Source organism: Serratia sp. JUb9 (assembly GCF_014298095.1).
In the GTDB taxonomy this organism is placed as follows: Bacteria; Pseudomonadota; Gammaproteobacteria; order Enterobacterales; family Enterobacteriaceae; genus Serratia_B; species Serratia_B rhizosphaerae.
In genome coordinates, this window is sequence record NZ_CP060416.1 from 3,764,075 (window position 1) to 3,777,280 (window position 13,206).

The 13,206-nt window shown below is 56.0% G+C and carries 14 protein-coding genes and 1 pseudogene; 14 read left to right on the plus strand and 1 reads right to left on the minus strand.

Translation table 11 applies throughout. The features are described from left to right. Positions 1-98 precede the first annotated feature (98 nt). The 6 genes and pseudogenes from rihA (at position 99) to HF675_RS17785 (ending at position 3,667) form a co-directional block, all read left to right on the plus strand. Positions 99-1,031, plus strand: a complete 933-nt coding sequence (rihA, locus tag HF675_RS17760) for a pyrimidine-specific ribonucleoside hydrolase RihA (RefSeq protein WP_105230113.1) — start codon at positions 99-101, stop codon at positions 1,029-1,031. A gap of 167 nt (positions 1,032-1,198) precedes the next feature. Further along, positions 1,199-1,740: pseudogene (locus tag HF675_RS17765) on the plus strand (type IV secretion protein Rhs). 5 nt (positions 1,741-1,745) lie between these two features. Next, positions 1,746-2,162, plus strand: coding sequence for a putative T6SS immunity periplasmic lipoprotein (locus HF675_RS17770; RefSeq protein ID WP_232251634.1), 417 nt, complete (start codon positions 1,746-1,748; stop codon positions 2,160-2,162). 68 nt (positions 2,163-2,230) lie between these two features. After that, on the plus strand, positions 2,231-2,647 hold the full coding sequence (locus tag HF675_RS17775) for a putative T6SS immunity periplasmic lipoprotein (RefSeq protein ID WP_238404511.1): 417 nt from the start codon (positions 2,231-2,233) through the stop codon (positions 2,645-2,647). 185 nt (positions 2,648-2,832) lie between these two features. After that, positions 2,833-3,249 carry a putative T6SS immunity periplasmic lipoprotein gene (locus HF675_RS17780; RefSeq protein ID WP_255427303.1) on the plus strand — a complete coding sequence of 139 codons (417 nt, stop codon included), beginning with the start codon at positions 2,833-2,835 and terminating at the stop codon, positions 3,247-3,249. Positions 3,250-3,253: 4 nt separating this feature from the next. Then, positions 3,254-3,667 carry a putative T6SS immunity periplasmic lipoprotein gene (locus HF675_RS17785; protein ID WP_187043518.1) on the plus strand — a complete coding sequence of 138 codons (414 nt, stop codon included), beginning with the start codon at positions 3,254-3,256 and terminating at the stop codon, positions 3,665-3,667. Positions 3,668-3,712: 45 nt separating this feature from the next. Here the strand turns inward: HF675_RS17785 and HF675_RS17790 are convergent, their stop codons facing one another. Further along, the gene (locus HF675_RS17790) at positions 3,713-4,195 is read right to left on the minus strand and encodes a zinc ribbon-containing protein (protein ID WP_187043519.1); all 483 of its coding nucleotides are present in this window, start codon (positions 4,193-4,195) and stop codon (positions 3,713-3,715) included. A 262-nt stretch (positions 4,196-4,457) separates the two neighbouring features. On the opposite strand from HF675_RS17790, the gene leuS reads away from it, so the two are divergent. Genes leuS through mrdB form a run of 8 tightly spaced genes read left to right on the plus strand, consistent with a single transcriptional unit; the run spans position 4,458 to position 13,204 of the window. After that, positions 4,458-7,040, plus strand: coding sequence for a leucine--tRNA ligase (gene leuS / locus HF675_RS17795; protein WP_187043520.1), 2,583 nt, complete (start codon positions 4,458-4,460; stop codon positions 7,038-7,040). Positions 7,041-7,054: 14 nt separating this feature from the next. Continuing rightward, a complete protein-coding gene (gene lptE, locus HF675_RS17800) occupies positions 7,055-7,615 on the plus strand; it encodes an LPS assembly lipoprotein LptE (protein ID WP_187043521.1) in 561 nt (186 codons plus the stop codon). After that, positions 7,612-8,646: a DNA polymerase III subunit delta gene (holA, locus tag HF675_RS17805; protein WP_105230104.1), complete on the plus strand. Its 1,035-nt coding sequence runs from the start codon at positions 7,612-7,614 to the stop codon at positions 8,644-8,646. Before lptE ends, holA begins: the two co-directional genes overlap by 4 nt. Further along, positions 8,636-9,298: a nicotinate-nucleotide adenylyltransferase gene (gene nadD / locus HF675_RS17810; protein ID WP_187043522.1), complete on the plus strand. Its 663-nt coding sequence runs from the start codon at positions 8,636-8,638 to the stop codon at positions 9,296-9,298. The genes holA and nadD overlap by 11 nt, the downstream gene beginning before the upstream one ends. A 60-nt stretch (positions 9,299-9,358) precedes the next feature. Beyond that, positions 9,359-9,676, plus strand: a complete 318-nt coding sequence (gene rsfS / locus HF675_RS17815; RefSeq protein WP_015671294.1) for a ribosome silencing factor — start codon at positions 9,359-9,361, stop codon at positions 9,674-9,676. Positions 9,677-9,679: 3 nt separating this feature from the next. Next, positions 9,680-10,150, plus strand: a complete 471-nt coding sequence (gene rlmH, locus HF675_RS17820; RefSeq protein WP_015671293.1) for a 23S rRNA (pseudouridine(1915)-N(3))-methyltransferase RlmH — start codon at positions 9,680-9,682, stop codon at positions 10,148-10,150. Between the two features lie 39 nt (positions 10,151-10,189). Then, positions 10,190-12,085 (plus strand): peptidoglycan DD-transpeptidase MrdA, encoded by a 1,896-nt coding sequence (mrdA, locus tag HF675_RS17825; RefSeq protein ID WP_105230102.1) that lies wholly within the window; start codon positions 10,190-10,192, stop codon positions 12,083-12,085. Between the two features lie 6 nt (positions 12,086-12,091). Next, positions 12,092-13,204 (plus strand): peptidoglycan glycosyltransferase MrdB, encoded by a 1,113-nt coding sequence (mrdB, locus tag HF675_RS17830; protein ID WP_105230101.1) that lies wholly within the window; start codon positions 12,092-12,094, stop codon positions 13,202-13,204. Positions 13,205-13,206: the final 2 nt, after the last annotated feature.

Below are 13,206 nucleotides of genomic sequence, written 5' to 3' on the forward strand. Positions count from 1 at the left end.
CCCCCCATGCGCCCCGTCCGGGGCGCATTAAAAGTCCTTGTATCCCGCCTGGTTTGATCCGATGCTCGGAGTAAATCCAAAAGAGCAGAGAGAACACGATGCCACGCCCTATTATTATCGATTGCGACCCCGGACTTGATGACGCCATTGCGCTGGCGATGGCGCTGCGCGCGCCGCAGCTGGACATCAAGGCCATCACCACCTCCGCCGGCAACCAGACGCCGGAGAAAACCCTGCATAACGCCCTCGGCCTGCTGACGCTGATGCAGCGGGAAGATATCCCGGTCGCCGCCGGCGCCGCCAAACCGCTGCTGCGCGAGCTGGTGATCGCAGAGCACGTACACGGTAGCACCGGTATGGGCAACACCCATTTACCGACGCCGGGCATCAAACCGGCGCCGCACACCGCGGTTGAACTGATCGCCAGCCTGCTGCGCACCAGCCCGGAACCGATCACGCTGGTGGTTACCGGGCCGATGACCAATATCGCCCTGCTGCTGGCGCAGTACCCCGACCTCAAGCCCCGCATCGAGCGCATCGTCTTTATGGGCGGCGCGCTTCACGGCGGCAACGCCACGCCGGTGGCCGAATTTAATATCTACGTCGATCCGGAAGCGGCGGAAATGGTGTTGCAGTCCGGCGTGCCGTTGACCATGGCGGGCCTCAACGTCACCCATCAGGCGTTTGTGCTGCCTCAGGAGGCAGAGCGCATCCGCGCCATCGCCAACCCGGTGGCACAGGCGGTAGCCGAGATGCTCGACTTCTACCTGCCGATATACCTCAACCACCCGCGCGGGCTGCCGGGCGCCGCGATGCACGACCCGTGCACCATCGCCTGGCTGCTGGCGCCAGAGCTGTTTGACAGCCGCGAACGCTGGGTCGGCGTGGAAACCAAAGGCGAATATACCCTGGGACAAACCGTGGTGGACGATCTGCAACAAACCGGCAAAACGCCCAACGTGCAGGTGCTGACCAATATCGATCGGGCCGGCTTTATTGATCTATTGCTAGACTGTCTGACGCGTTATTAATTCCTCTCGCATAACGAAGAAATAAATAGCGCTATTTAACCGGGCCAAAGATACGGCCCGGCTTGCTATTTCCGTCATAGTGATAAAAAAGGTAACGCGTTCCGCTATTGACGCTATGGAGTAAAAATAGTTTTATCCGCTTTTATTCTGGACAGGGAGTCCCAAGAATGGAGAAAACAACAGAGATACAGGAAGGCATTAGCCGGCCATTGACGCTCGGCGAGATAATATTGGCCGTTCAATATTTGGCAACTCAATTATTTATAATACCGTGAGGGTTCACTGCGACAGCTACCTCCCCTTTGTCCTGCAGGCAAGCCATACGGCGATGGCGCCAAATGGTGAATTATGGTTTCGGCAAGCCTTGTATCGCCCAGATTTTTCAGCTGCGCCAATAAACAGACAACACATGTTTATCCACGAACTCGTACACGTATGGCAATATCAGCATGGTATGTGGGTACGAAGCCGTGGGCTTTTCAGCTGGATTGCGGATTACACTTACCGCCTGGATGGCAAAAGAAGGCTTAAGGACTATCCTATGGAACAGCAAGCCTCTATCATCGCGGATTATTTTTACCTTAAGAATCGTGGTTATAATGAGTGGCTATCAAAAATTGGTGATAATATAAACTTCCGTGGGGTCACCGATAAATACATTGTTCATAAGTATAAACACACCCTATCTGATTTTTTTAAACAATGGTGATAACGATGAAAAATTCATTATTTGTTTTTATTTTACCCTTCTTTCTCTGCGGGTGCTTCCACCTCGGCGATCCGCGAGCAAAGCTCTATAACGCCTCAGCAATGGTCGTTGCCAATAATATTTGCGTGTTAACTCAGCCCGAGGGAGATGAAAAAATGGTCTCCCTCAGTATTGATGAAGTAGGTAATAAGGATAACATATTCAATAAATTTTATGATGGTGACGGCTTGGCAGTTGCATCTGACAAATGCATACCGACATACAACTATCCGTTTAGAGCCGGCCATACTTACAATGTTTCCATTACCCTGCGTTCGCAAGATAAAAAGAGCAAAGGCATCGTGCCAACAGCGCGTTTATACGACGTCAGCTTCACCTTAACGGGTAAGGATGACGAGCTGGTTATAAGCTCTATAAATTAATTCGGCACCGATAAGGCGTAAGCGATGGAAAAATATAATTTTATCAACTTATTATCACAATGATAACCATGAGAAAAACGCTCACGCCGCTCACCCTTGCTTCACTCCTTAGCGGCTGTTTTCACCTCGGTGATCCACGTGTAAAGCTCTATAATGCATCCGCAGTAGTCGTCGCCAATCACGTCTGCGTATTCATTCAACCCGAGGTGGATGAAAAAATGATCACACTGAATATCGAGGAAATAGGTAACAAAGAAAACGGGTTCAACAAAGTTTTTGATGATTACGGATTAAAAGTTTCATCTGGTAAATGTATACCGACCTACAACTATCCGTTTAAAGCCGGCCATACTTACACCATTTCCATCACCCTGCAATCACGAGATAAAGAGAGGAAAGGTATCGTACCCTCAGGACGCGCATACGGCGTCGGCTTCACTTTAACAGACAAGAATGGTGAGCTGGTTGTCAGTTCTATCAATTAACTTTACGTGGATAAAGAGGTAATAGCACAGAATAAACTCCGCCAAAATAGATAAAACGCCATGGGGTGAGCAGCCCTTTGCCGCTGCGCGCTTGGTTATAGCACATGCAATGTAACGAGTTCAGCGATTGACGTAACCGTTGGGAAATACCTCTTTCTCGAAAACCTTATATCACAATGATAACTATGAAAAAGATACCTATACTGCTTACCCTTGCTTCACTCCTTAGCGGCTGTTTCCACCTTGGCGATCCACGCGCGAAAAGCTATAAAGCATCCGTGGTGGTCGTTGCCAATCACATCTGCGTGTTAATTCAGCCCGAAGGGGATGAAAAAATGGTCTCCCTGAGTATTGATGAACCCGGTAACGATGAAAGCATATTTAACAAATATTATGATGGCGACGGCTTAGCGGTTTCAGCCGATAAATGCATACCGCCATACAACTATCCGTTTAGAGCCGGTCATACTTACACCCTTTCCATCACCCTACGTTCGCAAGATAAAAAGAGAAAAGGCATCGTGCCGGCAGCCCGCTTATACGGCGTTAGCTTCACTTTAAAAGAGAGGGATGGTGAGCTGGTTATAAGCTCTATCAATTAAATCCATGCAGATAATAAAAAGGACTTTAATCACCGCTATATCGTTACTCCCCGGCTGCGTGCATCTCAACGATCCCAGGCCAAAGCACTATAAAGCGCCAGTCACTACCGTGGCAAACAAGGCGTGCGTGATTGTTCAGCCCGAAGCGGATGAACAAATCGTAACGATACGTATTAATGAAGTCGGCAGCGATAACAATACGTTAGAAAAATACGGGCTGGCGGTGAGCGCGTCAGCAGAACGATGCGTTACTGATTTCAATTACGCATTTGCAGCGGGAAAAGCCTATAACTTTATGGTTATCCTGGAATCACCTGAGAAAAAGAAACGGGGCGTTCAACCCTCTGCCCGGGTATACGGCGCGAGTTTTTCGCTATGGCGTCTCAACGGCAAGCTGCAAACCACGCCGCTTTATTAGAGGTGTTGCCAGAGCGGCCCTTCAACCTACGGGCCGCTGACGCTATCAAGGCTCAAACGGCCGGCGCTGAAACTGGTCATGCCCGCACTTCGGACAGCGCGGCAGCACTTCCGGCGTGTAAAACGCCAGATGGTGGTGGCACTGCTCACACACCAGATTACCCAGCCCGACCACCTCGCCGCTGTGGTACACGCCGTGATGGCTGACATCCTTAAACACTTCGCGCCACTCCAGCTGGGTTTTATCGGTGATGTCCGCCAGCTCCTGCCACAGGCTTTCTTTGATCATCCGCATAAACACGCTGTCGGTGAACTCCTCGCGGCTTTCCTGATAGCTGCGGGCAAACTCTTCCAGGTCGCGCCGCACCGCCTGCTTCAGCTGCGCCACTTCATCGCGCGTCAGCTCTCCGGCTTCATCCAGCCGTTTTTCGGCGCTGGCGACCAGTTGGTCAATGTCTCGTTCGCCATTTTTCAAACGTTCGGTCAGCGACGCCAACAGTTCGCGGTAATACTGAGCAACCTTGTTCATAGCTTCTCCTCAATGAACCCAGTGACAGGATTTCCCCTTAAGCCATCTTTTCTTATTTTAGTCGTAAACGGCTGATGTCTCTTGGCTAATGGCGGGATTTTCGCGACCGGTGTCCGGATGTCGCTTTCTTTTTGCGAAATACGCGCCAACGGCGGCGCTTGGAGTTGTTGCCAACAGGTCTTATCAGCTATGCTATGCGGATCTAAATACTAAACAAAATGCTACGGACGTAGCTGCTTTCTTAACAGGACCACCAGCCGCCATGCAAGAGCAATACCGCCCCGAAGAGATAGAATCGAACGTACAGAGCCACTGGCAAGAAAAACAGACGTTTAAAGTGACCGAAGACGCCAGCAAGGAGAAATACTACTGCCTCTCCATGCTGCCTTACCCTTCCGGTCGCCTACACATGGGCCATGTGCGTAACTACACCATCGGCGACGTGATCTCCCGTTACCAGCGCATGCTGGGTAAAAACGTGCTGCAGCCTATCGGCTGGGACGCCTTCGGCCTGCCGGCGGAAGGCGCCGCGGTAAAAAACAACACCGCGCCGGCGCCGTGGACCTACGACAACATCGAATATATGAAGAACCAGCTGAAACTGCTGGGCTTCGGCTACGACTGGGATCGCGAAATCGCCACCTGCAAGCCTGACTACTACCGTTGGGAACAGTGGTTCTTCACCAAGCTGTATGAAAAAGGCCTGGTTTACAAGAAAACCTCGGCGGTGAACTGGTGCCCGAACGATATGACGGTGCTGGCCAACGAGCAGGTGATCGACGGCTGCTGCTGGCGCTGCGATACCAAAGTCGAGCGCAAAGAGATCCCACAGTGGTTTATCAAAATCACCGATTACGCCGACCAGCTGCTGAATGACCTGGACCAGCTCGAAGACTGGCCTGAGCAGGTCAAGACCATGCAGCGTAACTGGATTGGCCGCTCCGAAGGGGTGGAAATCACCTTCGACGTCGACGGCAGCGACGAAAACGTCACCGTCTATACCACCCGCCCGGACACCTTTATGGGTGCCACCTACGTCGCAGTCGCCGCCGGCCACCCGCTGGCGCAGCAGGGCGCGCTGAATAATCCGGCGCTGGGCGAATTCATCGAAGAATGCCGCAACACCAAAGTGGCGGAAGCCGATATGGCGACCATGGAGAAAAAAGGCATGGCCACCGGCCTGTATGCCATCCATCCGCTGAGCGGCGAAAAACTGCCGATCTGGGTCGCCAACTTCGTGCTGATGGAATACGGCACCGGCGCAGTGATGGCGGTACCGGCGCACGACCAGCGCGACTGGGAGTTCGCCACCAAATACAGCCTGCCGATCAAAGCGGTGATCCTGAACCTTGACGGCAGCCAGCCGGACATCAGCAGCGAAGCCATGACGGAAAAAGGCGCGCTGTTCAATTCCGGCGAATTTGACGGCCTGGATCACGACGCCGGCTTTAACGCCATCGCCGATAAACTGGTGGAAAAAGGCGTCGGCCAGCGCAAGGTCAACTACCGCCTACGCGACTGGGGCGTATCCCGTCAGCGCTACTGGGGCGCGCCAATCCCGATGGTGACGCTGGAAGACGGCACCGTGATGCCGACGCCGGAAGATCAACTGCCGGTGCTGCTGCCGGAAGACGTCGTGATGGACGGCATCACCAGCCCGATCAAAGCCGACGCCGAGTGGGCGAAAACCACCGTCAACGGCCAGCCGGCGCTGCGTGAAACCGACACCTTCGATACCTTTATGGAATCGTCCTGGTATTACGCGCGCTATACCTGCCCGCAGTACGATCAGGGCATGCTGGATCCGGCCGCGGCCAACTACTGGCTGCCGGTCGATCAATATATCGGCGGCATCGAACACGCCATCATGCACCTGATGTACTTCCGCTTCTTCCACAAGCTGATGCGCGACGCGGGTCTGGTGGATTCTGACGAGCCGGCGAAACGCCTGCTGTGCCAGGGCATGGTGCTGGCGGATGCCTTTTACTACACCGGCAACAATGGCGAGCGCAACTGGGTTTCTCCGGTAGACGCCACCATCGAGCGCGATGAAAAAGGCCGTATTACCAAAGCGACCGATCCGCAAGGCCGTGAACTGGTCTATGCTGGCATGAGCAAAATGTCGAAGTCGAAGAACAACGGCATCGACCCGCAGGAAATGGTGGAAAAATACGGCGCCGATACCGTGCGTCTGTTTATGATGTTCGCGTCACCGGCGGAAATGACGCTGGAATGGCAGGAATCCGGCGTGGAAGGCGCAAACCGCTTCCTGAAGCGCGTGTGGAAACTGGCCTATGACCACGTGGAAAAAGGCGCGGTACAGCCGTTTGACGCGGCAGACCTGAACGACGCACAGAAAGCGCTGCGTCGCGACGTCCACAAAACCATTGCCAAAGTCACCGACGATATCGGCCGTCGTCAGACCTTCAACACCGCGATCGCCGCCGTGATGGAGCTGATGAACAAGCTGGGCCGTGCGCCGCAGGACAGCGAACAGGATCGCGCTCTGCTGCAGGAAGCCCTGCTGGCGGTGGTGCGCATGCTGTATCCGTTCACCCCGCACGTCTGCTTCAGCCTGTGGCAGGCGCTGGGCGGCGCAGGTGATATCGACGTCGCGCCATGGCCGGTTGCCGATGACGCCGCAATGGTGGAAGATTCCAAACTGGTGGTGGTACAGGTTAACGGCAAGGTACGCGCTAAAATTACCGTGCCGGCCGATGCCAGCGAAGAACAAGTGCGTGAACGCGCCGCCGAAGAGCATCTGGTGGCTAAATATCTGGACGGAGTCACAATTCGTAAAGTGATCTACGTTCCTGGCAAATTGCTTAACCTGGTTGTGGGTTAACACAAGGAGGGGTTGTGCGACTTCGTATTACAACGTTGTTGCTGGGGCTGGTGGTGCTGATCACCGCCGGCTGCGGTTATCACCTGCGTGGCACCACGCAGGTACCATCAGAGATGAAAACGCTGATGCTGGACAGCTATGACCCATACGGTCCGCTGACCCGCGCGGTACGCGCACAGCTGCGCGCCAACGGCGTAACCATTGTGAAAGACGCGACGCGTAAAGATGTGCCGTCGCTGCGCATCGTCAGTTCCTCACAGGGGCAGGATACCGTGTCTATCTTCCAGGACGGTAAGACCGCCGAGTACCAGATGGTGATGACGGTGGATGCGCAGGTGTTGATTCCGGGCCACGATATTTATCCGCTCAAGGCCAAAGTCTTCCGTTCGTTCTTCGATAACCCGCTGACCGCTCTGGCGAAAGACTCCGAGCAGGAGATCATCCTGCAGGAAATGCGCGAGCAGGCGGCGCAACAGCTGGTGCGTAAGCTGCTGACGGTGCATGCTGCGGAAGAAGAAGCCCAGCAGCAGGCCGCGGCGGCCGATAAAAACGCGGAAAGCCGCCCAGCGCAATGACCCGTCTCTATCCTGAACAACTTGCCGCGCAGCTCCGAGAGGGGCTGCGCGCTTGTTATCTACTGTGCGGTAATGAGCCGCTGTTGCTGCAGGAAAGCCAGGACCTGATTCGTCAGGCGGCAGTGCAGCAACAGTTCAGCGAACATTACAGCATCTCCCTTGACGCCCATACCGACTGGGACGCCATCTTCAGTATCTGTCAGTCGATGAGCCTGTTCGCCAGCCGGCAAACGCTGCTGCTGATCCTGCCGGAAAACGGCCCGACCGCCCCGATCGGCGAACAGCTGGTCAAACTGGCGGCGTTGCTGCACGAGGATATCATTCTAATGCTGCGCGGCCCGCGGCTGACCAAAGCGCAGGAAAACAGCGCCTGGTTCAAGGCGCTGGGCACAAACGGCGTCTACGTCACCTGCCAGACGCCGGAACAGGCGCAGTTGCCGCGCTGGGTCGCCAAGCGCGCCAAAGCGATGCAGCTGGAACTGGACGAGCCGGCCAATCAGCTGCTGTGCTACTGCTACGAAGGTAACCTGCTGGCGCTGGCGCAGGCGCTGGAGCGTCTGGCCCTGCTGCATCCGGACGGCAAACTGACGCTGCCGCGCGTTGAGCAGGCGGTCAATGACGCCGCGCACTTTTCCCCGTATCACTGGCTCGATGCCCTGCTGGCCGGCAAAAGCAAGCGCGCCTGGCATATTCTGCAGCAGCTGCGTCAGGAAGATGTCGAACCGGTGATCCTGCTGCGCACGCTGCAGCGCGAACTGATGCAATTGCTCACCCTGCAGCGCCGGATGGCGACAACGCCGCTGCGTACGCTGTTCGACCAGCATAAGGTGTGGCAAAACCGCCGTAACCTGGTGACCCAGGCGCTGCAGCGCCTGTCGGCCGCGCAGCTGCAGCAGGCGGTACGGCTGCTGGCGCATATTGAGGTCACCCTCAAGCAGGATTACGGCCAGTCGGTCTGGCCGGAACTGGAATCCCTGTCGATGTTGATCTGCGGTAAACCGCTGGCTACGAGTTTTTCCGATGTCTACTAACACACCCGCAGCCGCCGGGCTGCACGCGCTGTTCGGCGGTACGTTCGATCCCATCCATTACGGCCACCTGCGGCCGGTCGAGGCGCTGGCCCGGGAAGTGGGGCTGGACCAGGTTGCCCTGCTGCCGAACCATGTGCCCCCGCACCGCCCGCAGCCGGAAGCCAATGCCCGGCAGCGGCTGAAAATGGTAGAGCTGGCGATCGCCGGCAACCCGCTGTTTGCCGTTGACGACCGCGAGTTGCACCGCACCACGCCGTCGTATACCGTCGAAACGCTGGAGGCGATTCGTCAGGAACGTGGCCCGGCTCAGCCGCTGGCGTTTATTATCGGCCAGGACTCGCTGCTGAGCCTGCATAAATGGCAACGCTGGCAAGACCTGCTCAGCCTGTGCCACCTGCTGGTGCTGGCCCGCCCGGGTTACAACGACCATATGGAAACACCGACGCTACAGCGCTGGCTGGAAGCCCACCGCGTCAGCGATCCGGCAGCGCTCCGCAGCCGGCCGCACGGTTCGCTGTATCTGGCGGATACGCCACTGCTGGAAATTTCCGCCACCGAAATTCGTGAGCGCCGCCACCAGGGCGCCAGCTGTGATGACTTACTGCCGCGTTCGGTGCAGCGTTATATCGAATTACAGGGTTTATATCGTTAGCGATAGGCGCATGATATACTGCGCCGCTATTTTTCAAGCTCACCATCCCAGGGGGAACCTTTGCAAGGTAAAGCGCTCCAAGACTTCGTTATCGACAAGATCGACGATCTTAAAGGCCAGGATATTATCGCTCTGAACGTTCAGGGTAAATCCAGCATCACCGACTGTATGATCATCTGCACCGGCACATCTACGCGTCACGTAATGTCGATCGCCGACCACGTGGTGCAAGAGTCCCGCGCCGCAGGTATGGATCTGCACGGCATGAAAGGCCAGGAGGCCTCCGACTGGATCGTTGTCGATCTGGGCGAAGTTATCGTGCACGTCATGCAGGAAGAAAGCCGCCGGCTGTATGAACTGGAAAAACTCTGGAGCTAAGCGGTGAAATTGCAACTGGTCGCAGTTGGCACCAAAATGCCGGACTGGGTGCAGACCGGCTTTATGGATTATCTGCACCGCTTTCCGAAAGATATGCCGTTTGAACTGACCGAAGTCCCGGCGGGCAAGCGCGGCAAAAATGCCGATATCAAACGCATTCTGGAAAAGGAAGGCGAACAAATGCTGGCGGCCGTCGGCAAAGGTAATAGAATTGTTACGCTGGATATCCCCGGTAAACCGTGGGATACGCCGCAGCTGGCGCAGCAGTTGGAACGCTGGAAGCAGGACGGCCGCAACGTCAGCCTGCTGATCGGCGGGCCTGAAGGGCTGGCTCCGGCATGCAAAGCCGCGGCGGAGCAGAGCTGGTCGCTCTCGCCGCTGACGCTGCCGCATCCGTTAGTGCGCGTTCTGGTGGCGGAAAGCCTGTACCGCGCCTGGAGCATTACCACCAATCATCCTTACCACCGGGAGTAAACCGGTGGTGATCGTGACAGAGTGAAATAAAGCAGCGGGATGAAAATAGAACGTAACCCTTTTCGCGACTATTCGGCTGAATCAGCCCTGTTTGTACGCCGCGCCCTGGTGGCGTTTTTGGTCATTCTGGTGCTGATCTGCATCCTGATTGCCAATATGTATAATTTACAAATTGTTCGCTTTGAGGATTACCGCACCCGCTCTAACGAAAACCGCATCAAACTGGTGCCCATCCCGCCCAGCCGCGGTATTATTTACGATCGCAATGGCACGCCACTGGCGCTCAACCGCACCATCTATCAGCTTGAGCTGATGCCGGAAAAAGTCGATAACCTGGAGGCCACGCTGCAGGCGCTGCGCCCGGTGGTCGATCTGACCGATGACGATATCGCCAACTTTAGAAAAGAGCGTAAACGCTCGCGCCGTTTCGTCTCTATCCCGGTGAAAACCGCGCTGACCGAAGTGCAGGTGGCGCGCTTCGCCGTCAACCAGTTCCGCTTCCCCGGCGTTGAGGTCAAAGGCTACCAGCGCCGTTACTATCCTTACGGTTCGGCCCTGACCCACGTTATCGGTTATGTATCGAAAATCAACGACCGCGACGTCGCACGCCTGAACAAAGAAGAGAAGCTGGCCAACTATGCCGCCACCCATGATATCGGTAAGCTGGGCATCGAACGCTATTATGAAGATACGCTGCACGGCAAAACCGGCTATGAAGAGGTCGAGGTCAACAACCGCGGCCGGGTGATCCGCCAGTTGCATGAGCAGCAGCCCTCCGCCGGCCAGGATATTTATCTGACGCTGGATCTCAACCTGCAGCGTTATATCGAACAACTGCTGGTCGGCAGCCGCGCCGCCGTGGTGGTCAGCGATCCGCGTACCGGCGCAATTCTGGCGATGGTATCCAACCCAAGCTACGACCCGAACATGTTTGTCGACGGCATTTCCAATAAGGAATATCAGGGGTTACTGAACGACCCGAACCGGCCGCTGATCAACCGCGCCACACAGGGCGTCTATCCGCCGGCTTCGACGGTAAAACCCTATATCGCCGTATCGGCACTGAGCGCCGGCGTCATCACCAAAAACACCATTGTGTTCGACCCGGGCTGGTGGCAGTTGCCCGGTTCGGAAAAGCGCTACCGCGACTGGAAAAAATGGGGGCACGGCCGTCTGAACGTCACCAAGGCGCTGGAAGAATCCGCCGATACCTATTTCTATCAGGTGGCTTATGATATGGGCATTGACCGCCTGTCCAGCTGGCTGACAAAATTCGGCTACGGCCAATATACCGGCATCGATCTGTCCGAAGAGCGTTCCGGCCTGATGCCGACCCGTGAATGGAAACTCAAACGCTATAAAAAACCGTGGTATCAGGGCGACACCATTCCGGTGGGCATTGGTCAGGGGTACTGGACCGCCACGCCGATCCAAATGGCAAAAGCGCAAAATACGCTGATTAATGACGGCGTGGTAAAAACGCCGCACCTGCTGCACAGCAAAAAAATAAACGGTTCACTGGTGCCGTTCCGCCAGGAAGCTCAGGCACCAATCGGAGATATCCACTCCGGCTTCTGGGAAATTGCCAAAGACGGTATGTACGGGGTTGCCAATCGCGCCAACGGCACGGCGCGCAAATTTTTTGCCGGCGCCCCTTATAAAATCGCGGCGAAATCGGGTACCGCACAGGTATTTGGTTACGAAACCTATAACGCCCACAAACTTGCGGAACATCTGCGCGACCATAAGCTGATGACCGCGTTCGCCCCTTATGACAACCCGACGGTGTCGGTGGCGATCATCCTGGAAAACGGCGGCGCCGGCCCGGCGGTCGGCACCATAACCCGCCAGATTCTCGATCATATCCTGTTGGGCGACAACAATACGCAATTACCGGACGCGCCGCCGGCGGCGCCCGGCTCAGAAGGTGACTAACAGACCATGACCGAAAGCCAAAAAAAGGGCTCGATCTGGACCAAGATCCATATAGACCCGACGTTTCTGCTGCTGATTCTCGCCCTGCTGGTGTACAGCGCCTTCGTGATGTGGAGCGCCAGCGGCCAGGATCTCGGCATGATGGAGCGCAAGATCGGCCAAATCGTGATGGGGTTGATCGTGATGGCCGTGATGGCGCAAATCCCGCCGCGCGTCTATGAAAGCTGGGCGCCCTACCTGTATATCTTCTGCGTCATCCTGCTGATACTGGTCGACGCCTTCGGCCAGATCAGTAAAGGCGCACAGCGCTGGCTTGATCTCGGCTTTGTGCGCTTTCAGCCGTCGGAAATTGCCAAGATCGCCGTGCCGCTGATGGTGGCGCGCTTTATGAACCGCGACGTCTGTCCGCCGTCGCTGAAAAATACCGGCATTGCGCTGGTGCTTATCTTCCTGCCGACCCTGCTGGTCGCCGCACAACCCGATCTGGGCACCTCGATTCTGATCGCCGCATCCGGCCTGTTTGTGCTGTTCCTCTCCGGCATGAGCTGGAAGCTGATCGCCATCGCCGCGCTGCTGCTGGCGGCATTTATTCCGATTCTATGGTTCTTCCTGATGCACGGCTATCAGCGCGACCGCGTGATGATGCTGCTCGACCCGGAAAGCGATCCGCTGGGGGCGGGCTACCACATTATTCAGTCGAAAATCGCTATCGGCTCCGGCGGCCTGTCCGGCAAAGGCTGGCTGCACGGCACCCAGTCGCAGCTTGAGTTCCTGCCGGAGCGCCATACCGACTTTATCTTCGCGGTGCTGGCCGAGGAACTGGGGCTGGTCGGCGTGCTGGTGCTGCTGGCGCTGTACCTGCTGGTGATTATCCGCGGCCTGATGATCGCCGCCAAAGCCCAGACCACCTTCGGCCGGGTGATGGTCGGCGGTCTGATGCTGATTTTGTTCGTTTATGTATTTGTTAACATTGGCATGGTGAGTGGAATTTTACCGGTAGTTGGCGTACCTTTGCCTCTGGTCAGTTACGGCGGATCGGCGCTGATCGTACTTATGGCTGGGTTCGGCATCATCATGTCGATTCACACGCACCGTAAAATGCTGTCTAAGAGTTTATAAGA

Coding starts and splice junctions, on each gene's coding strand:
- rihA (WP_105230113.1), top strand. CDS start 99: ATGCCACGCCCTATTATTATCGATTGCGACCCCGGACTTGATGACGCC.
- HF675_RS17770 (WP_232251634.1), top strand. CDS start 1,746: ATGAAAAATTCATTATTTGTTTTTATTTTACCCTTCTTTCTCTGCGGG.
- HF675_RS17775 (WP_238404511.1), top strand. CDS start 2,231: ATGAGAAAAACGCTCACGCCGCTCACCCTTGCTTCACTCCTTAGCGGC.
- HF675_RS17780 (WP_255427303.1), top strand. CDS start 2,833: ATGAAAAAGATACCTATACTGCTTACCCTTGCTTCACTCCTTAGCGGC.
- HF675_RS17785 (WP_187043518.1), top strand. CDS start 3,254: ATGCAGATAATAAAAAGGACTTTAATCACCGCTATATCGTTACTCCCC.
- HF675_RS17790 (WP_187043519.1), bottom strand. CDS start 4,195: ATGAACAAGGTTGCTCAGTATTACCGCGAACTGTTGGCGTCGCTGACC.
- leuS (WP_187043520.1), top strand. CDS start 4,458: ATGCAAGAGCAATACCGCCCCGAAGAGATAGAATCGAACGTACAGAGC.
- holA (WP_105230104.1), top strand. CDS start 7,612: ATGACCCGTCTCTATCCTGAACAACTTGCCGCGCAGCTCCGAGAGGGG.
- nadD (WP_187043522.1), top strand. CDS start 8,636: ATGTCTACTAACACACCCGCAGCCGCCGGGCTGCACGCGCTGTTCGGC.
- mrdA (WP_105230102.1), top strand. CDS start 10,190: ATGAAAATAGAACGTAACCCTTTTCGCGACTATTCGGCTGAATCAGCC.
- mrdB (WP_105230101.1), top strand. CDS start 12,092: ATGACCGAAAGCCAAAAAAAGGGCTCGATCTGGACCAAGATCCATATA.